At 62.4% G+C, this 18,094-nt stretch carries 21 protein-coding genes; 12 read left to right on the forward strand and 9 right to left on the reverse strand.

Annotation, left to right across the window (positions count from 1 at the left end; all coding sequences use genetic code 11):
- Positions 1 to 107 precede the first annotated feature (107 nt).
- Both GCM43_RS08005 and GCM43_RS08010 read right to left on the reverse strand, forming a co-directional pair.
- Positions 108 to 530 (reverse strand): DUF4259 domain-containing protein, encoded by a 423-nt coding sequence (locus tag GCM43_RS08005; RefSeq protein WP_152243021.1) that lies wholly within the window; start codon positions 528 to 530, stop codon positions 108 to 110.
- Positions 531 to 559: 29 nt separating this feature from the next.
- Entirely contained in the window at positions 560 to 1,480 is a 921-nt protein-coding gene (locus GCM43_RS08010; protein ID WP_152243022.1) for a LysR family transcriptional regulator, read from the reverse strand.
- An 86-nt stretch (positions 1,481 to 1,566) separates the two neighbouring features.
- Here GCM43_RS08010 and GCM43_RS08015 point away from each other — a divergent pair, with 86 nt between their 5' ends.
- The gene (locus tag GCM43_RS08015) at positions 1,567 to 2,526 is read left to right on the forward strand and encodes an MBL fold metallo-hydrolase (RefSeq protein ID WP_152243023.1); all 960 of its coding nucleotides are present in this window, start codon (positions 1,567 to 1,569) and stop codon (positions 2,524 to 2,526) included.
- A gap of 144 nt (positions 2,527 to 2,670) precedes the next feature.
- On the opposite strand, the gene ybeY is transcribed toward GCM43_RS08015, so the two are convergent.
- The 3 genes from ybeY to miaB are packed head-to-tail and all read right to left on the reverse strand — an operon-like array spanning position 2,671 to position 5,577.
- Entirely contained in the window at positions 2,671 to 3,144 is a 474-nt protein-coding gene (ybeY, locus tag GCM43_RS08020) for an rRNA maturation RNase YbeY (RefSeq protein WP_152243024.1), read from the reverse strand.
- A complete protein-coding gene (locus GCM43_RS08025) occupies positions 3,128 to 4,213 on the reverse strand; it encodes a PhoH family protein (protein ID WP_152243025.1) in 1,086 nt (361 codons plus the stop codon). The genes ybeY and GCM43_RS08025 overlap by 17 nt, the downstream gene beginning before the upstream one ends.
- Entirely contained in the window at positions 4,210 to 5,577 is a 1,368-nt protein-coding gene (gene miaB / locus GCM43_RS08030; RefSeq protein ID WP_152243026.1) for a tRNA (N6-isopentenyl adenosine(37)-C2)-methylthiotransferase MiaB, read from the reverse strand. The genes GCM43_RS08025 and miaB overlap by 4 nt, the downstream gene beginning before the upstream one ends.
- A gap of 503 nt (positions 5,578 to 6,080) precedes the next feature.
- On the opposite strand from miaB, the gene GCM43_RS08035 reads away from it, so the two are divergent.
- Positions 6,081 to 6,410 carry a hypothetical protein gene (locus tag GCM43_RS08035; protein WP_152243027.1) on the forward strand — a complete coding sequence of 110 codons (330 nt, stop codon included), beginning with the start codon at positions 6,081 to 6,083 and terminating at the stop codon, positions 6,408 to 6,410.
- Positions 6,411 to 6,540: 130 nt separating this feature from the next.
- Here the strand turns inward: GCM43_RS08035 and GCM43_RS08040 are convergent, their stop codons facing one another.
- Positions 6,541 to 7,395 carry an HDOD domain-containing protein gene (locus tag GCM43_RS08040; protein WP_152243028.1) on the reverse strand — a complete coding sequence of 285 codons (855 nt, stop codon included), beginning with the start codon at positions 7,393 to 7,395 and terminating at the stop codon, positions 6,541 to 6,543.
- Positions 7,392 to 7,682: a hypothetical protein gene (locus tag GCM43_RS08045; RefSeq protein ID WP_152243029.1), complete on the reverse strand. Its 291-nt coding sequence runs from the start codon at positions 7,680 to 7,682 to the stop codon at positions 7,392 to 7,394. The genes GCM43_RS08040 and GCM43_RS08045 overlap by 4 nt, the downstream gene beginning before the upstream one ends.
- 228 nt (positions 7,683 to 7,910) lie before the next feature.
- Here GCM43_RS08045 and GCM43_RS08050 point away from each other — a divergent pair, with 228 nt between their 5' ends.
- Positions 7,911 to 9,488, forward strand: a complete 1,578-nt coding sequence (locus tag GCM43_RS08050) for a sensor histidine kinase (protein WP_152243030.1) — start codon at positions 7,911 to 7,913, stop codon at positions 9,486 to 9,488.
- Positions 9,489 to 9,514: 26 nt separating this feature from the next.
- On the opposite strand, the gene GCM43_RS08055 is transcribed toward GCM43_RS08050, so the two are convergent.
- Positions 9,515 to 9,913: a PEP-CTERM sorting domain-containing protein gene (locus GCM43_RS08055; RefSeq protein ID WP_152243031.1), complete on the reverse strand. Its 399-nt coding sequence runs from the start codon at positions 9,911 to 9,913 to the stop codon at positions 9,515 to 9,517.
- A 283-nt stretch (positions 9,914 to 10,196) separates the two neighbouring features.
- Here GCM43_RS08055 and GCM43_RS08060 point away from each other — a divergent pair, with 283 nt between their 5' ends.
- The 4 genes from GCM43_RS08060 to GCM43_RS08075 are packed head-to-tail and all read left to right on the forward strand — an operon-like array spanning position 10,197 to position 12,317.
- Complete coding sequence (locus GCM43_RS08060; RefSeq protein ID WP_152243032.1) at positions 10,197 to 10,541, forward strand: ArsR/SmtB family transcription factor; 345 nt, start codon at positions 10,197 to 10,199, stop codon at positions 10,539 to 10,541.
- Positions 10,542 to 10,565: 24 nt separating this feature from the next.
- Positions 10,566 to 10,994, forward strand: a complete 429-nt coding sequence (locus GCM43_RS08065; RefSeq protein WP_152243033.1) for a YeeE/YedE family protein — start codon at positions 10,566 to 10,568, stop codon at positions 10,992 to 10,994.
- Positions 10,994 to 11,422, forward strand: coding sequence for a YeeE/YedE family protein (locus GCM43_RS08070; RefSeq protein ID WP_226929420.1), 429 nt, complete (start codon positions 10,994 to 10,996; stop codon positions 11,420 to 11,422). The genes GCM43_RS08065 and GCM43_RS08070 overlap by 1 nt, the downstream gene beginning before the upstream one ends.
- 43 nt (positions 11,423 to 11,465) lie before the next feature.
- Complete coding sequence (locus GCM43_RS08075; RefSeq protein WP_152243035.1) at positions 11,466 to 12,317, forward strand: ChaN family lipoprotein; 852 nt, start codon at positions 11,466 to 11,468, stop codon at positions 12,315 to 12,317.
- Between the two features lie 15 nt (positions 12,318 to 12,332).
- Here GCM43_RS08075 and GCM43_RS08080 read toward each other — a convergent pair whose 3' ends face one another.
- Positions 12,333 to 13,154, reverse strand: a complete 822-nt coding sequence (locus GCM43_RS08080) for an IclR family transcriptional regulator domain-containing protein (RefSeq protein ID WP_152243036.1) — start codon at positions 13,152 to 13,154, stop codon at positions 12,333 to 12,335.
- A 155-nt stretch (positions 13,155 to 13,309) separates the two neighbouring features.
- Here GCM43_RS08080 and GCM43_RS08085 point away from each other — a divergent pair, with 155 nt between their 5' ends.
- The 5 genes from GCM43_RS08085 (at position 13,310) to GCM43_RS08105 (ending at position 18,083) form a co-directional block, all read left to right on the forward strand.
- A complete protein-coding gene (locus GCM43_RS08085) occupies positions 13,310 to 14,005 on the forward strand; it encodes a 3-oxoacid CoA-transferase subunit A (RefSeq protein WP_152243037.1) in 696 nt (231 codons plus the stop codon).
- A 9-nt stretch (positions 14,006 to 14,014) separates the two neighbouring features.
- Entirely contained in the window at positions 14,015 to 14,650 is a 636-nt protein-coding gene (locus GCM43_RS08090; RefSeq protein WP_152243038.1) for a 3-oxoacid CoA-transferase subunit B, read from the forward strand.
- A gap of 37 nt (positions 14,651 to 14,687) precedes the next feature.
- The gene (gene pcaF, locus GCM43_RS08095; RefSeq protein WP_152243039.1) at positions 14,688 to 15,890 is read left to right on the forward strand and encodes a 3-oxoadipyl-CoA thiolase; all 1,203 of its coding nucleotides are present in this window, start codon (positions 14,688 to 14,690) and stop codon (positions 15,888 to 15,890) included.
- 139 nt (positions 15,891 to 16,029) lie between these two features.
- Complete coding sequence (locus GCM43_RS08100) at positions 16,030 to 17,322, forward strand: MFS family transporter (protein ID WP_152243040.1); 1,293 nt, start codon at positions 16,030 to 16,032, stop codon at positions 17,320 to 17,322.
- 65 nt (positions 17,323 to 17,387) lie between these two features.
- Entirely contained in the window at positions 17,388 to 18,083 is a 696-nt protein-coding gene (locus tag GCM43_RS08105; protein ID WP_152243041.1) for a fumarylacetoacetate hydrolase family protein, read from the forward strand.
- Positions 18,084 to 18,094 lie beyond the last annotated feature (11 nt).

Consider the following 18,094-nt stretch of genomic DNA (forward strand, 5'->3'; position numbering starts at 1 on the left):
GTGAGCCGTTGTTGCGAAGGCATATAGGATACACCAAAATGGCGGCACTACCGCAATTTCGCGCTTTGGGCAGTTATTTGGCGCGCTTCAGCCGCTTTGTGTACGGTTCATGCAGCCGCGCCACCGAGCACGCGCGACTGCAGCGCTGCTACCTCGCGTTGCCAGTCTTCCCAGTGCTCGCTGTCCTGCCACAGCTGGCGCAGCTCGGACGACTCGGCCGTAATGCGCGCCAACGCCAGCCGCGCTTTTTCCAGCAGCGGCGGCGTGACTTTTTTCTTGCAGGCCGCTACCCATTCATCGACTTCGGCGGTGGCCGGGTCGCGCTCTCCCGGATTGCCCTGCAGGCGCGCGATTACTTCCAGCGCCGCCAGCGCTTCGGCGGCAAACGGCGCTTCGAGTTCGGCTTCGGTGCTGTCGATCACGTTGTCGAGCGTGGTCTCGACCAGTTCCAGCGTTTTATATTCGTGCAAGTCCTGCGCCCAGTCCATGGCGTAGTCGTTGCCGAAGGCGTCGATTGCCCAGGTGGCCATATATATCCTTGCGTCGTTGTGTGATAGCGCTATTGTGGCATGCCTGTGCCATGTACCACCACCTGCTCGCGCAGCCAGCGCAACCCGGCATCGTTGTCGCTGCGCGGATGCCAGGCCAGCGACAGATCCAGCGCCGGTACGTTCAAGGGCAGCTCGAAGGTGTCGAGCTGGTCTTGAAAGCGGTCGAGGAAGCGCGATGGCAAGGTGCAAACGAGATCGGTGGCTGCCAGCATTGGCGGCACCAGGTTGTACTGGGCCACGGCGACCGGCACGCTGCGTGTGCGGCCCAACTTTGCCAGTTGCTCGTCCATAAATGCGTGAAAGCTGCCGTTGGTCGACACGACGATATGGCGCAGCGCACAGTAGCTATCCACATCGAGCGGCGCGGTGCCACGCGGATGGCCTTTGCGCTGGGCCATACGGTGTTCGACCAGCAGCACCGGGCTCTGGTGCAAGGTGGCCGGGACAAAGCGGCTGCCGCCGACCAGCAGATCGATCTCGCCGCGTTCCATCTGTCCTGCCAGGTGCGCCGGTTCCGGCGTGCGAAACGCCAGTTTCAGTCCAGGTCCGCCGATCGCCGCCACCTGCTGTACCACCGGCAGCATCAGCATCAGCACGGCGTTGTCGTTGCCGGCAATATGAAAGGTGCGCCCGGCCGTGCCCGGATCGAACGGCGGCGCATCACGGCGCACGGCCTGGCCCAGCATGGCCAGCGCGGCGCGTAGCGGCGCCTGCAGTTCAAGCGCGCGCGGCGTGGCCAGCATGCCGCGCCCGGAATCGGCCGGCACCAGGAGTGGGTCGTCGAACAGGATGCGCAGCCGGGCCAGCTGGGCCGACATGGCCGGCTGGCTCAGATGCAGGCGGGCAGCAGCGCGCGTCACGTGTTTTTCTTCCAGCAGCACGTCAAGCGATACCAGCAGGGGCAGGTCGACGCCTCGTATATCGAGCATTTGGATGCCTGTAATCTAAATAATCAATTTCATTTATATGATGAAAAGGAGTTTACTGCGGTATCACTTCTTCCGAAAGGTATTTCATGTCTGCTCTCAAAACCCTGGCCGCGCTGGCCGCCACCTTTGCCTTGTCCCACACCGCGCTGGCCGCCGCTCCGTTCGACCAGGCTCCGGCGCCTGGTATCTACCGCATGATGCTGGGCAAGTTCCAGGTCACGACCCTGTCCGATGGCACCGTTACCATCCCGCTCGACAAACTGCTGACCGGAATCGCGCCCGCTACCCTGGCCGCCAGCCTGCAAGCGGCCCACCTGCAGCCTATGACGGAAACGTCGATCAATGCGTTTTTGATCAACACGGGCAAGCATCTGGTGCTGATCGATACGGGCGCGGGCGACCTGTTTGGTCTGCCGATGGGTGAGCACGCGGGCCGCTTGCAGCGCAGTCTGCGCAACGCCGGCTATGCGCCCGAGCAGATCGACGCGGTGCTGCTCACGCATATCCATGCCGACCATTCGGGAGGCCTGTCGCATGACGGCGTGAGGTTGTTTCCGAACGCGCAGGTGTATGTGGATCGTCATGACAGCGATTTTTGGCTGAACCCGGCGAATCGGGCAGGCGCCGCAGAAGGCCAGCGTCATGGTTTCGACGAAGCGCAGGCCATGCTGGCGCCCTACGTGGCGGCGGGCAAGCTGTCGCCGTTCCAGGATGGCGAAGAGATCGTGCCCGGCATTCGCGCGGTGGCTGCACCTGGTCATACGCCTGGCCACAGCTACTATGCGGTGGAAAGCGGTGGACAGAAGTTGCTGCTGCTGGGCGACATGATTCATGCGGGCGCAGTGCAGTTCGCCCATCCGGACACCACCATCCGTTTCGACGTTGACGCGGCGGCGGCAAAAGCGCAGCGCGCCAGCGAGATGGCCGACGCGGCGAAAAACGGGTATTGGGTCGGTGCGGCGCACCTGAGCTTTCCCGGTATCGGACATATCGCCAGGGACGGCGAGGGCTATCGATGGCTGCCGGCCAACTACAGCGCGTGGTAAGGGAGGGTAGGTCAGATTAGCGCAGCGTAATCTGACGTTGCGAGGCAGGCGTTGTGTTGACGCGGGGTGTTGTCGGTCATGCTGACGGGTGTTGTCGGATTACGGCGTGCCGCCTGATCCGACCTGCGTCGAGTTACGTTCGCGTCAAATTTTCTGGTCCGCGTATGGGTCGGAAATACCCAGCGTCGCCAGGATCTCGGTCTCCAGGTCTTCCATTTCGGTCGCTTCCTCGTCATCGAGATGGTCGTAGCCCTGCGCATGCAGCACGCCGTGCACGATCAGGTGGGCCGCGTGCTCTTCCACGCTTTTGCCCTGTTCGGCCGCTTCCTTTTCCAGCACGTCGGTGCACAGGATAATGTCGGCGCGGGTCGGCTCGTCGTCGGCCAGCTGTTCGCCTTCGTTGTAGGCAAACGTCAGCACGTTGGTGGCGTAGTCCTTTTCGCGGTAGTCGCGGTTAAGCGTACGGCCTTCTTCGGCGTCGACAAAGCGGATCGCCAGTTCGGCCGGCGCCAGCAGCGCAGCCTTGACCCAGCGGCGGATTTTCGGGCGCGTCAGCAGGCTTTCCAGGCGGGTGTCCGGGTATTGCACGGACAGCGAGAGTTTATTTTTTTCGGACATTTTTGGCGGCGGCTGGTTTGGTGATGGCGGGCAGGGCGGCGGCATCAAGGCCGGCGGCCTGCGCCGTTTCATAAGCATCGACAATGCGCGCCACCAGCGGATGGCGCACCACGTCGGTGCTGTTAAAGTGGGTAAAGCCGATGCCGCGCACGTCTTTCAGCACGTGCACGGCGTCGACCAGGCCGCTGGTCTGGCTCTTGTGCAGGTCGACCTGGGTTACGTCGCCGGTGATCACGGCCTTGCTGCCAAAGCCGATACGGGTCAGGAACATCTTCATCTGCTCGACCGTGGTGTTCTGCGCTTCGTCGAGGATCACAAAGGCGTGGTTGAGCGTGCGTCCGCGCATATAGGCCAGCGGAGCAATCTCGATCACCTGTTTTTCAAACAGTTTTTGCGTGCGGTCAAAGCCCAGCAGGTCGTACAGCGCGTCGTACAGCGGGCGCAGATAGGGGTCGACCTTTTGCGCCAGGTCGCCCGGCAAAAAGCCCAGCCGCTCGCCCGCTTCGACGGCCGGGCGGGTCAGGATAATGCGCTTGACGGCGTCGCGTTCGAGCGCATCGACCGCGCAGGCCACGGCCAGGTAGGTCTTGCCGGTGCCGGCCGGCCCTACGCCAAAGCTGATGTCGTGTTCGAGGATATTGCGCAGGTAGGCGATCTGGTGCGGCGTGCGTCCGCGCAGGTCGCTGCGGCGCGTTTTGAGCACCGGGCTGGCGATATCGGGTTCGACAAAGGTCGATGCCGGCGCTGCTGCCTGCGCGCCCGGCTGCTGTGCATGGTGCTCGGATGCGGCCGACTGGTTGGCGCGTTGTTCGACCAGCGCCAGCTGCACTTCTTCCAGCGGCACCACCTTGTTGGCGACGGCATAGAACTGCTCGAGGATGGCCACGGCGCGCTCGGCGTTGCTGCCGCCGACGATGAATTTTTCGCCGCGGCGGAAAATCGTCACGTCGAGCGCCGCGGAAATCTGGCGCAGGTTTTCATCGAGCGGCCCGCACAGGTGCGCCAGGCGCGTGTTGTCGAGCGGCTCGGGAATAAAGTAGTGCGGCTGGATCGGGGCTTTGGTTTTCAACTGGCTCTTTTCAAGGCTGTGGCGTCGGCGACAAGTTCGCCGCGCAGGGTGTAGGAATGGCTCTCGGTAATGCGCACCTGGACCAGATGGCCGATCAGATGCAGGCCGTCCGGGCCGGCATCGAAATTGACCACGCGGTTGTTCTCGGTGCGCCCTTGCAGTTCACGCGCATCGGTGTCTTTCTTCGAGCGCCCTTCAACCAGGATGGTCTGCACGCTGCCGACCATCGCCAGGCTGTATTTGCGCGTATTGGCGTCGATCGCCGCCTGCAACTGCTGCAGGCGCGCCAGTTTGACTTCGTGCGGCGTATCGTCTTCCAGGCTGGCGGCCGGCGTGCCAGGGCGCTTGCTGAAGATAAAGCTGTAGCTGTTGTCAAAGCCGACATCAAGAATCAGCTTCATCATGGCGTCAAAGTCGGCCTGGGTCTCGCCCGGAAAACCGACGATAAAATCCGACGAGATGGCCATATTAGGCCGTACCGCGCGGATGCGGCGCACGATGGACTTGTATTCGAGGCCTGTATAGCCGCGCTTCATGGCGCCCAGCACCTTGTCCGAGCCATGCTGGGCCGGCAGGTACAGGTGGTCGACCAGCTGTGGAATTTTTGCGTAGGCGTCGATCAGGCGCTGCGTGAACTCCTTCGGATGGCTGGTCACAAAGCGCATGCGCTCGATGCCGGGAATATCGGCCACGTATTCAAGCAGCAGCGCGAAGTCGGCGATCTCGCCGCCTTCCATGGTGCCGCGATAGGCATTGACGTTCTGGCCCAGCAGCGTGATTTCCTTGACGCCCTGGGCGGCCAGGCCCGCCACTTCGGTCAGCACGTCTTCAAAGCGGCGCGATACTTCCTCGCCGCGCGTATAGGGCACCACGCAGTAACTGCAGTACTTGCTGCAGCCTTCCATGATCGACACAAACGCTGACGCGCCTTCGACGCGCGCCGGCGGCATATGGTCGAATTTTTCAATCTCTGGAAAGCTGATATCGACTTGCGCGGCGCCGCTGGCGCGGCGCATTTCAATCATCTTGGGCAGGCGGTGCAGCGTCTGCGGGCCGAACACCACGTCGACATACGGCGCGCGCTTGACGATGGCGTCGCCTTCCTGCGAGGCCACGCAGCCGCCCACGCCGATCAGCAGGTCGGGCTTGGCCAGTTTCAGCTCGCGCAGGCGGCCCAGGTCGGAAAACACTTTTTCCTGCGCCTTTTCACGCACCGAGCAGGTATTGAGCAGGATCACATCGGCGTCTTCCGGCGTGTCGGTGCGCACCAGGCCGTCGGAGGCGCCCAGCACGTCGGCCATCTTGTCCGAGTCGTACTCGTTCATCTGGCAGCCGAAGGTTTTGATAAATACTTTTTTCTGCATGGGGTCTGCTTTAGCGGTTAGCGGTAATAGGTGCTGATGGATGCTGCCGGCCGGGGCCGCGAGAGCGGTGGGCATGCGTCGCCTGGAATGGCGCGCTGGCGGGAGTTCAGGCTGTAGTTTAACGTAAATCGCCGTGGCCGGCCATGTGCGGCGCGCCATCCGGTTGTTCGGCAAACCCGTGAACCGTAACTGCTTGCCAAGGCAATTATTGCCCTGTGTCACGATTGATTTGTAACAAGTTGCTGCAAAACCTTGTGTGCGCCTGTCAACATCCTAATGTGTTGAAATAGCATCGTTGCAAAGCCTACCAGCAGCTTGATTGATATTTAACAATCGACAAGGTGGTGCTGAGCGCAGGTGCTGGCAGTTTGAACTAGTATATTGCCTTATGTGCAATTTGAGGGGAGGGAGGGCTGACCGGGGATTTTACTTTCTCAGACACTCTAAGTCAGCCTTAAGTTCGGATCGGCATTATTTTCAACATTCAACAGACGAGGAAAATCATGGCACATCATGCATTAGCATCGCAAGAAAGTTACAACCCTAACCACCTGCTCGACATTCTGCTGAGTAAGATGCAGTTGAAGAACGATGCAGCCTTGTCGCGCCTGCTTGAAGTAGCGCCGCCGGTGATCAGCAAGATTCGCCATCACCGTCTGCCAGTGGGCGCGTCGCTGCTGATCCGCATGCACGAAGTGACGGGCATGAGCATCCGCGACCTGCGCGATCTGATGGGCGACCGCCGCACCAAATACCGCCTGTCCGACGCCCAGGGCCGTCCGAAACCGGAAGAGCGCAGCGAAGCGCAGGAATCGAATTACGCGCATCACTGATGTGGCGCTGTGGTGCCGGCCAGGCCGCCTGTGCAATTGCAGACGTTCCTGGTCCGGTCAGCCCGGTGTCATCGCATCATCCACCACGGCTTTCGCCCAGGCGAAGGCCGTGTGCATTTTCAGCGCCCCCTCATGACAGCAGCGCGGCGGTAATCTCGTCGTAGCGCAGCTCTGTTTCGCGAAACAGCTGCAGATATGTATCCTCGGACAGGCCCAGCGCCTGCCAGGCCACCATCGACACGCGCGGCACCATATCGTCGCCGGCCTGCGCCAGGTCGAGCGCGCAGACAATCGCGTTGGCCACATGAATCAGTGCTGCCAGGAAACCTGCGCCCGGCGCTTCCGGGTGCGGATAGTTGCTGATCGCCAGGCGCATGGTGTCGGAAAAATTCCAGCGTTCGGCCAGCGCCACCCCTGCCTGCACATGATCGATCCCCAATACCGTGCGTTCTGCTTCAAGCAGGGGACAGTCGTGCTGGGCGCGGTAAACGATGACCTGCGCATAGTGCTCGGGGAAACTGCTGACCAGCACCAGCCGGCCGATATTGTGCAGCAGGCCGGCCGTGAAGGCGTAGTCCTGGTTGAAGCGGATCTGCCGCGCCAGCACCTTGGCGCAGGCAGCGGTGGCCACCGAATGGCGCCAGAACTGCTTGTCGTCAAAACCGGGGCAGCGACCTTCCGGGAAGCAGCCGGTAATCGCTGCCGACGTAATCAGGCTGCGCGTAGTCTGGAAGCCCAGGTAAGTGATCGCCTGCTGGATGGTGGTGGCCTTGACCTGCAGGCCATACTGCGAGGAGTTGGCCAGGCGCAGCGTCTTGGCCGTCAGCGCCTGGTCGTACGACACTTTTTTGGCCAGCACCGAAATATCGACGTCTTCCTGGTCGATGCTGTCGAGCAGCTCCATCACCACCGCCGGCAGCGACGGCAGGTCGTCCAGATGGGCCACGATGTCGTCGAGCGTCAGTGGCTGCTGCGGCGCGCTCATACCGGCTCTCCCTTGCCCAGGCGATAGCTGTTGATATAGCCGTGCAGGATGCTGGTCGCTGCATCGTCAGGGTTGTCCGGATCGTACCGACGAAACAGGTAGGCCAGGCGCGCGCGGTAGGCGTCCTGCTGCGCCGCTTTTTCCTCCGGTGTCATGTCGGGGGCCTGGATCGGCAGCATGTCGATGCCGTGGCGCGGCATCAGCGAGAGCATGTTTTCGGTCAGCACGGCGCCTTGCGGCAGCAGTACCTGCCCGTGTGCGTCGAGCAGCACGTCCGATAAAATCATGCCCGGCCGAACCTGCTGCAGGGCTAAGGTTTGATGCGTGACCGCCATGACTGTTCCTCCTGTGATTGCAGGATATTACCATTGCCACTGCGCAATGAGCGCATCTGCCCGGCTTTGGATCTGCATCAAATCTTGCCAATAAGTATTTCATACCGTACATTCATACTGTCGACGCTCTGCTCCCGCGCCGCGGGTGGTGGACGGCGGCCTTTGCGGGAGTGCAGTGCGATGGTGCGTATCCAGGTCCGGCTGACCATGCTCTTTATCGTGATCGTCACGCTGGTGCTCGCCATTTCCGGCAGCTATACCCAATATACCCTCAGCAAGGAACTGGAAGCGGGCAGCGCGCGCCTGCGCAGCGGCGTGCTGACGCGCTTGCAGACCAGCCTGCCTTCGGCCCTGTGGGATCTCGACAAGTCCAAGGTCGACAGCATCGTGGCGGCCGAGATGCTGCCGCCCGAGCTGGTGGCCATCCGCGTCTATGATGCGTCGGTTGGCCTGTTTGCCGGCGAACAGCGCGATGTCGGCGGCACCGTCCGGCCTTTGACGACCGATCCCGGCAAGCAGGCGCTGGGCGGCGCCGCAGTCGAGGCGCCGCTGGTGTTTCGCGATGCGGTCGCCGTTGCCGATGGCGGCAAGGCCATGGTGGTGGGCAAGGTAGTGGTCAATTTCAGCCGCGCGCAGATCGACGCGGCGCTGCGTAACGAAGTGCAGCGCAAGGTGCTGGAAGTATTGCTGCTCGATGTGATCCTGGTGGCAGCACTGGGCCTGAGCCTGCGCATCGTGTTCGAGCCGCTGCGCCAGTTGCGCGACGGCCTGTACGACCTGGCCACGCGCGGCAGCGACGATGTCGAGGAGTTGCCGGAAAGCCGGCGCGATGAACTGGGCGACGTGATCCGCGGCTTTAACGCCGTGCAGCGCAAGCTCAAGTCGATCATTGCGCGCATCCGCGAGGCCGAAGACGCGGCGCGCCGCTCGCAGCATGAAACGGCGCAGGCGCTCGATGATCTGCGGCGCACCCAGGAGTCCCTGCTGCAGTCCGAGCGGCTCGCTTCGCTGGGCAGCCTGGTGGCCGGCGTGGCGCATGAAATCAATACGCCGGTCGGCATCGCCCTGACCAGCGCCTCGGTACTGAAAGAGGCAACCGATGCCATCAGTACCGCGGTCGCTGGCGGCAACGTGAAAAAATCCGATATCGTGCGCTATCTCGATACGGCCGGCGAAAGCGCGCGCCTGATCATGAATAACGCTTACCGCGCCGCGCACCTGATCCACAGCTTCAAGCAGATTGCCGTCGACCAGGTCAGCGAGGCGCGGCGCGCCTTTGAACTGCGCGACTATATTGGCGAAGTCATCGCCAGCCTGCAGCCGACGCTCAAGAAAACCCGCATTGCCATCCTGATCGATTGCCCGCCCGGCATCACCTTCGACAGCTATCCGGGCGCCCTGGCGCAGGTGCTCACCAACCTGGTGCTCAACTGCGTCGAACATGCGTTTGACGCCGAGACAGCCGGCAGCATTCATATCGGCGTGCGTTGCGAAGATGACTGGCTGCAAATGGAAGTGCGCGACAACGGGCGCGGGATTGCCCCTGACATGATCGAGCGCGTGTTCGATCCTTTTGTCACCACGCGGCGCGGCCAGGGCGGCACTGGCCTGGGCTTGAATATCGTGTTCAACCTGATCGTCAAGCAGTTTGCCGGCACCATCACGGTGACCAGCACGCTGGGACAGGGCGCCACTTTCCTGCTGCGCCTGCCGCGCATCACGCCGCTGCTTGACAACGACGGCAGCACCGGGCATTAGGTAGGCAAAAGCCCAGGCAATAGCTGCTACAGATGCGGCCTGGGCGCTTCCTGGAATTTTTCCTGTCGTTCACCATGGACACCGAGCGCCAGCAGCCCCAGTCCCACCAGCAGCATCGACACCATGCTCGCTTCTGGCACTTCCGCTGCCACCGGCATGGCGGGGACGGGCTGGGCCAATACATGCGGCATGCCCGGCATCGGATGGGCTGGCGCACTCCAATGAACCCGGGACGAGCCGTCATCGGCCAGCAGGCGGACATACGGCAGCTCCGGCTCCTGCCATACGAACTGGTTGTTCAAGCTGGTGCTGTCATTGACCATGACCGGCACGCCGGCGTCATGTTCGAGGATGCCCGCTGCCTGCGCCGGCATGCTGGTGCAAGCCGCGAGCAGATACAGGCAAGTCCAATGTGATGCGTTCATCGCCATCTCCCAGGGCTGCTTGTCATGCAAGCAGATTTTTTTAGCCACATCTTATTACACCACAAGTGATGCCATTTTATCTCTTGTTGTTTCTAAAAAATAAGAATATTTGTTATTTTGATAGTCAGCTGGCTATCGCGTCAGGTGAGATGAATCACACTGACTATCGATAGAAAAAACACTGTTGTTTTTTTATGCGCCTGCTCAGCAGTCAAACACTATATCGTTTAATATATTGTTCAGTAGCGCGATTTTCACTATAAAAAGCCTGCAGGAGGGCACGATGGAGACAGCAGCATCCCAATTCGACACCGACGTCATGCGTTCTTCCGCCTACAAGGCCAGTTCACTGCTGAAAGCGATGGGCAATGCCGATCGTTTGATGCTGCTGTGCCAGCTTTCACAAGGCGAGCACTGCGTCAGCGACCTCGAACAGAAAGTGGGTATAGGCCAGCCTACGCTGTCCCAGCAGCTCGGCGTGCTGCGCGAGGAAATGCTGGTGGCCACACGGCGCGACGGCAAGCAGATTTATTACCGCGTGGCCAGTTCCTCTGCACTGGCAGTGCTGCAAGTGCTGTACGCACAATTTTGCGCGCCACGCCCGGCCTTTGACGATAACGCAGACTGACATGTCGAACCGGTTGAACTTTCCATGCAAATAGCCTGGCAACAATTTACACCGTGGGCCTCACTGGGCGGCGGCATGCTGATCGGCCTGGCGGCGGCCATCCTGATCCTGTTCAACGGCCGCATTGCCGGCATCAGCGGCATCCTTGCCGGCGTGCGCCTGCGCGCGCAAGAGGGCTGGCGCCTGGCCTTTCTGGCCGGCTTGCTGGCCTCGCCCTTGCTCTACCGTTTGTACGGTGGCTTGCCCGCAGCGCAGATCGACGCCAGCACCGTGGCGCTATGCATGGCTGGCCTGCTGGTGGGCGTTGGCGTGCGTTATGGCGGCGGCTGCACCAGCGGCCATGGCGTGTGCGGCCTGGCGCGCCTGTCGGTACGATCAATGGCCGCAACGGCTACCTTCATGGTGGCCGGCTTTGTCACGGTGTACTGCCTTCGCCATGGGTTCGCTTCATGATGCGCCTGCTTTTTTCGCTGGCCAGCGGCCTGCTGTTTGGCCTGGGCTTGATTATTTCGGGCATGGGCAATCCGGCCAAAGTACTTGCTTTTCTCGACCTGGCCGGCAACTGGGATCCTTCGCTGGCGCTGGTCATGCTGGGTGCCATTACCGTGGCGGCGCCGGCTTTCTGGCTGGCGCGCAGGCGGGAGCGCTCGCTGCTCGGCGAGCCGCTGATGCTGCCAGTGGCGCGCCAGATCGATCGCCGCCTGCTGCTGGGCAGCCTGGCTTTTGGCGTCGGCTGGGGCGTGGCCGGATTTTGTCCGGGGCCGGCGCTGGTGTCGCTGTTGGCCTGGCAACCCAAGGCCTGGATCTTTGTCGCCAGCATGCTGGTCGGCATGGTGCTCTTTGCGCTGCTGGAAAGGCGACGCAGCCCGGCGTCAGCTTGAGGCGGTACAATCTTGCGCATCACCAATCAATGATGCCGATACCATGATGACCGTGCTCCAACGTGCTGCCTTGCCCGCTGTCCTGCTCAGCGGCGTGCTGGCCCTGTCCGCCTGCAGTGTGCTGAAAAAAGACGCGCCGCCGCCTGTGCCGGTGGCCGACGCCTTGCCCAATCCGCAAGTGCTGCTGCTGGGCGAAGTCCATGACAATGCGCAGGGCCACCGCTTGCGCCTGGCCGAGCTGCAGCGCCGGCTGGCGGCCGGCTGGCGACCAGCCATCGTGATGGAACAGTTTGACCGCGAGACCCAGCCGCTGCTGACGCGCGCGGCGCGCGAATGCGCCGACCCCGGCTGCATTATCCGCGTGATGGAACAGCCGCGCTGGGACTGGAGCTTGTACCGCCCGGTGCTCGACCTGGTGATCAGCTATCAATTGCCGCTGATTGCCGGCAACCTGTCGCGCGCCGATGCATCGCGCACCGTGCGCGATGGCCTCAAATGGTCGATGACGCCGGCCATGGTCAGCACCTATCTGGCCACGCCGGTGCCGGCTGACGTGCTCGAAGGACAGAAAAAGGAAATCCAGGAAGGCCATTGCAATATGCTGCCCGACATGATGATCGGCGGCATGGTCGACGCCCAGGTGGCGCGCGATATCTGGATGGCCAAGCTGATCCGTGACCAGGCGCCGCGCGATGTGGTGCTGATCGCCGGCAACGGCCAGGTGCGCAAGGATATCGGTGTGCCGCGCTGGCTGAAGATTGCAGATCCGCAACTGAACGTGCGCAGCATCGGCTACCTGGAACAGGGCAGCAGCAACTATCGCGGCGCGTTTGACCTGACCCAGACCATGCCGGTGCAGCCGCGGCCCGATCCTTGCGCCAAGTTCAAAAAGTAGTCCCCGGCTGCGGCCCTATTGCTGCAGCCTGATCATGCCGCTGACGCGTCCTGCCGTCTCCAGCAGTTTCGGCAGGCTGTGTTCGAGCAGGTGCGCCACCGACGGTCCGGCCGTCTGGCCGCTGACATTGATGGCTGCCACGATCTTGCCGCTGCGGTCGAACACTGGCGCTGCCAGCGCCACCAGTCCCTGTTCCAGCTCCTCCTGCACCAGGCACCAGCCCTGGCGCCGCACCTGGGCAATTTCCGCCATCAGCGCGTCGATATCGGTCATGGTCGCTGGCGTGATGGGTAGCAGCGCCATCTTCGACAAGCGCGCGCGCAGCACCTCCGGCGTCAGTCCCGACAGCAAGACCCGGCCCATCGAGGTGCAGTAGGCCGGCAGGCGGCTGCCGATGCCCAGGTTGATCGACATGGTGCGATGCGCGGACAGGCGTACCACATACACGATATCGTCGCCATCCATGACGGTGGCAGAACACGACTGGCGCAGCGTTTGCATCAGTTCTTCCAGCAGCGGCTGGGCCTGGGTCCAGATCGGCAGCGACGACAGATAGGCGTAACCGAGGTCAAGCACCTTGGGCGTGAGCCGGAACAGCCGGCCTTCGGCCTCCACATAACCGAGATGGAGCAAAGTATGCAGGATGCGGCGTGCGCCGGCGCGTGTCAGCTGCGCGCGCTCGGCCACCTCCGACAGCGTTTGCCTGGGCGCCTCGGCGCCAAAGCTGCGCAGCACGGCCAGGCCGCGTGCAAACGACTGCACATAGCTGTCGCCGGGGCGCGGCGCGGTATCCGGGGTTTCATCGGTTGAGATTGCGTCCAGGCTGGCGTCGTTCATGCGCATTCCATTTGAGTAAGTTGGCAATTATAGCCATGCAAGCTGGCAAAACGGCAAATTGACAAGCACCGCGAACAGGCATATTCTCATCCATGTTGTTCTAAATACGAATACTTGTTCGTTAGGCGAACAAAATAATCACAACAGGAGAGACCATGATCGACAAACTCCGCGCCAGCGTGGCCGAGGCGCTGGCCGATATCCACGATGGCGCCACCGTCATGATTGGCGGCTTTGGCGGCGCCGGCCAGCCGGCCGAACTGATCGATGGCCTGATTGCCCATGGCGCGCGCGACCTGGTGATCGTCAATAACAATGCCGGCAACGGCGACACCGGCCTGGCTGCGCTGCTGAAAAACGGCCAGGTGCGCAAGATCATCTGTTCGTTCCCGCGCCAGGCCGACTCGCACGTGTTTGATAGTCTCTACCGCGCCGGCAAGCTGGAACTCGAACTGGTACCGCAAGGCAACCTGGCCGAACGCATCCGCGCCGCCGGCGCCGGCATCGGCGGCTTCTTTACGCCCACCGGCTATGGCACCGAACTGGCCCGTGGCAAGGAAACGCGTGAAATCGACGGCCGCATGTATGTGTTCGAGTTGCCGATCCATGCCGACTTTGCGCTGATCAAGGCCGAGCAGGGCGACCGCTGGGGCAACCTCACCTACCGCAAGACGGCGCGCAATTTCGGCCCGATTATGGCAATGGCTGCCAAGGTAGCCATTGCTTCCGTGCACGAGGTGGCCGAGCTGGGCAGCATCGATCCCGAACATGTCGTGACGCCTGGCCTGTTTGTGCAGCGCATCGTGCAAGTGCCGCGCACGGCCACCGGCCCGGCCGGCTTCAAAGTCTAAGGAGCAAGCATGAACAAATGGAATCGAGACCAGATGGCGGCCCGCGTGGCGGCCGACATCCATGAAGGCGCCGTGGTCAACCTGGGCATCGGCCTGCCGACGCTGGTGGCCAATCACCTGCCGGCCGGCGCCGAAATCATCCTGCACAGCGAAAACGGCGTAATCGGCATGGGCCCGGCGCCGGCTGCCGGCGAGGAAGATTACGACCTGATCAACGCCGGCAAGCAGCCCGTGACCTTGCTGGCCGGCGGCAGCTATTTCCACCATGCCGACAGCTTTGCCATGATGCGCGGCGGTCACCTCGATATCTGCGTGCTGGGCGCCTTCCAGGTCTCGGCCACCGGCGACCTGGCCAACTGGCATACGGGCGCACCGGACGCCATTCCCGCCGTGGGCGGCGCGATGGACCTGGCCATCGGCGCCAAGAAAACCTGGGTCATGATGGAGTTGCTGACCAAGACCGGCGACAGCAAGCTGGTGCCGACCTGCACCTATCCGCTGACGGGCATCGGCTGCGTCAGCCGCATCTACAGCGACCTGGCCGTGATCGACCTGGGGCCGCACGGCGCCACCGTGGTCGAACTGGTCGACGGCATGACGCTGGCGCAGCTGCAGGCGCTGACGCCGGTGCCGCTGAGCATGTAAGACAACTATCGCAACATCTTTCTTGGAGGAGAGAAAATTGAACCACGCTTTTATCTGTGACGGCCAGCGCACGCCGTTTGGCCGCTATGGTGGCAGCCTGTCGGGTGTGCGAGCCGACGATCTGGGCGCCGTGCCGATCCGCGCCCTGATGGCGCGCAATCCCGGCGTCGACTGGACGGCCGTGACCGATGTGCTGTACGGCTGCGCCAACCAGGCCGGCGAAGACAACCGTAACGTGGCGCGCATGGCATCCTTGCTGGCCGGTCTGCCTATCGAAGTTCCCGGCGTCACCCTGAACCGCCTGTGCGGCTCGGGCCTGGACGCCATCGGCAGCGCGGCGCGCTTTATCAAGAGCGGCGAAGCGGGCCTGATGATCGCCGGCGGCGTGGAAAGCATGAGCCGCGCGCCGTTCGTGATGGGCAAGGCCGACAGCGCTTTTGCGCGCGGCATGAAAATGGAAGACACCACCATCGGCTGGCGTTTTATCAATGCGCATATGAAGGCGCAATACGGCGTCGATTCGATGCCGGAAACGGCGGAAAACGTGGCTGCTGAATTTGGCATCAGCCGGTTTGATCAGGACCTGATGGCGCTGGCCAGCCAGACCCGCGCGCTGGCAGCGCAGCAGGCCGGTGTGTTCGACAGTGAAATCTGCCCGGTCACCATCACGCCGAAAAAGGGCGACCCCATCGTTGTCAGCCGCGACGAGCATCCGCGCGCCACCACGCTGGAAACGCTGGCCAGACTCAAGCCGGTGGTGCGCCCCGACGGCAGCATTACTGCCGGCAATGCTTCCGGCGTCAACGATGGCGCCGCCGCACTGCTGCTGGCCGACGAAGCCAGCGCAGCGCGCTTTGGCCTGACGCCGCGCGCGCGCGTGGTGGCGATGGCCACGGCCGGCGTGGCGCCGCGTATTATGGGCATCGGCCCGGCGCCGGCCACGCAAAAAGTGCTGGCCATGACCGGCTTGACGATGGCCGACTTCGATGTAATCGAACTGAACGAAGCGTTTGCCGCGCAAGGGCTGGCCGTGTTGCGCCAGCTCGGTGTGGCCGATAACGATCCGCGCGTCAATCCGAACGGTGGCGCCATTGCACTGGGCCATCCGCTGGGCGCCTCTGGGGCGCGGCTGGCCATCACCGCTGTCAACCAGCTGCACCGCACCGGTGGCCGCTATGCGCTGTGCACCATGTGCATCGGCGTCGGCCAGGGCATTGCGGTGGTGCTGGAGCGGGTCTGACACGCCATTTTTTTATGCCGGCACTACGTGTTTATGCGTAGGCGGCACGCCTGCACCATGCGTTTTGAGCGCGTATGATGAAAAACCTGCCCCGGCAACCGGGCAGGGGCAGGCTTTTTTCACGAACAAGAAGACAGATATGACACAAGACACTCCGCACGACGTTGCGAACCTCACCTCGCAGCAGCGTATCAAGGCCATTATCGGCGCCTCTTCGGGCAACCTGGTCGAATGGTTCGATTTCTATATTTACTCGTTTTGCGCGCTGTATTTCTCGCATGCATTCTTCCCGTCCGGTAATCCCACCACCCAACTGCTGCAGACGGCCGGCATCTTTGCCGCCGGCTTCCTGATGCGTCCGGTTGGCGGCTGGCTGTTCGGCCGCATTGCCGACAAATACGGCCGTCGCCAGTCGATGATGATTTCGGTGCTGATGATGTGCGGCGGCTCGCTGATGATCGCCGTCATGCCAACCTATGACACCATCGGCGCCTTTGCACCGTTCCTGCTGCTGGTGGCGCGCCTGTTCCAGGGCCTGTCGGTCGGTGGCGAATACGGTACCAGTGCCACCTACATGAGTGAAGTGTCGGAGTCAGGCAAGCGCGGCTTCTTTGCCTCGTTCCAGTACGTGACGCTGATTGGCGGCCAGTTGCTGGCGCTCTTGGTACTGGTGGTGCTGCAGCAGTTGCTGACGGTGGAAGAGCTGCGCGCCTGGGGCTGGCGCATTCCGTTCGTGTTCGGCGCGCTGGCGGCTCTGGTGTCGCTGAACCTGCGCAAGTCGCTGACCGAAACCACCAACGCCAGCGAGCGCAAGGACAAGGACGCCGGCAGCCTGCGCGGCCTGCTCAAGCACAAGCGCGCCTTTATCACGGTGCTGGGCTTTACCGCCGGCGGCTCGCTGGTGTTCTACACCTTCACCACCTACATGCAGAAATACCTGGTCAATACGGCCGGCATGGACACCAAGACGGCCAGCGCCGTGATGACCTGCGCGCTGCTGGTCTACATGGTCCTGCAGCCGGTCTTCGGCGCGCTGTCGGACCGTATCGGCCGCCGCACCTCGATGCTGTTCTTTGGCGGCCTGGCCACGCTGTGCGTGCTGCCGATCATGCATGCACTGAAAGACATCAGCAGCCCGTACGCAGCGTTTGGCCTGATCATCGTTGCGTTGGCGATCATCAGCTTCTATACGTCGATCAGTGGCCTGATCAAGGCTGAGATGTTCCCGGTCGAAGTGCGTGCGCTGGGCGTGGGCCTGTCGTATGCGGTGGCCAACGCCATGTTCGGCGGCTCGGCCGAGTACGTGGCGCTGCAGTTCAAGGCGCTGCACGTGGAAGAGTATTTCTACTGGTATGTCACCATCATGTGCCTGATCTCGTTTATCGTGGCCATCCGCATGCCGGACCCAACCCGCTCGGGCTTGCTCAAGTAAGCTCACCTACAATGGGACAACTTCGGTTGTCCCATTTTTTATTGTTCTGTATCGAGGAGTTTGCCATGTCGTATGTATTTGCTGCGCCAGCGCAGCCGGCCGTTGCCGTCGTGGGCAGCGATGCCGCCTTTCCTGTTCACCGCATCTACTGCGTGGGCCGCAACTATGTGGATCACGCCAAGGAAATGGGTCATACCGGACGCGAAGCACCGTTCTTTTTCATGAAGCCGGCCGACGCCATTTTGCCGGTAGCGGCTGGTGCCACCTGCGAGCTGCCGTACCCTGAGCACACGCAGGACTACCAGCACGAGATGGAACTGGTGGTGGCGATCGGCAAGGGCGGCAGCCATATCAGCGTGGACAGCGCCATGGACCATGTGTGGGGCTATGCGCTGGGACTGGACATGACGCGCCGCGACCTGCAGGGCGAAGCAAAAAAACTCGGTCGCCCATGGGATACCGGCAAGGCGTTCGAGCATTCGGCACCGATCGGTCCGATCACCCCGGCTGCGCAGGCAGGCGATATCGGCAAGGCCGCCATCAGCCTGCAGGTCAATGGCCAGGTGCGCCAGCACAGCACCATCGACATGCTGATCTGGAACGTCGCTGAAACAATTGCCGACCTGTCAAAATACTTTACGCTGCAGCCGGGCGACCTGATCTACAGCGGCACGCCGGCCGGCGTGGCGGCCGTGCAGCGCGGCGACGCGCTGGTAGGCAGCATCACTGGCCTGGGCGAGTTGCGCCTCAAAGTGGTGTAAAAGTCGTGCAA

Source organism: Janthinobacterium aquaticum, from assembly GCF_009208565.1.
Classification (GTDB): Bacteria; Pseudomonadota; Gammaproteobacteria; order Burkholderiales; family Burkholderiaceae_D; genus Janthinobacterium.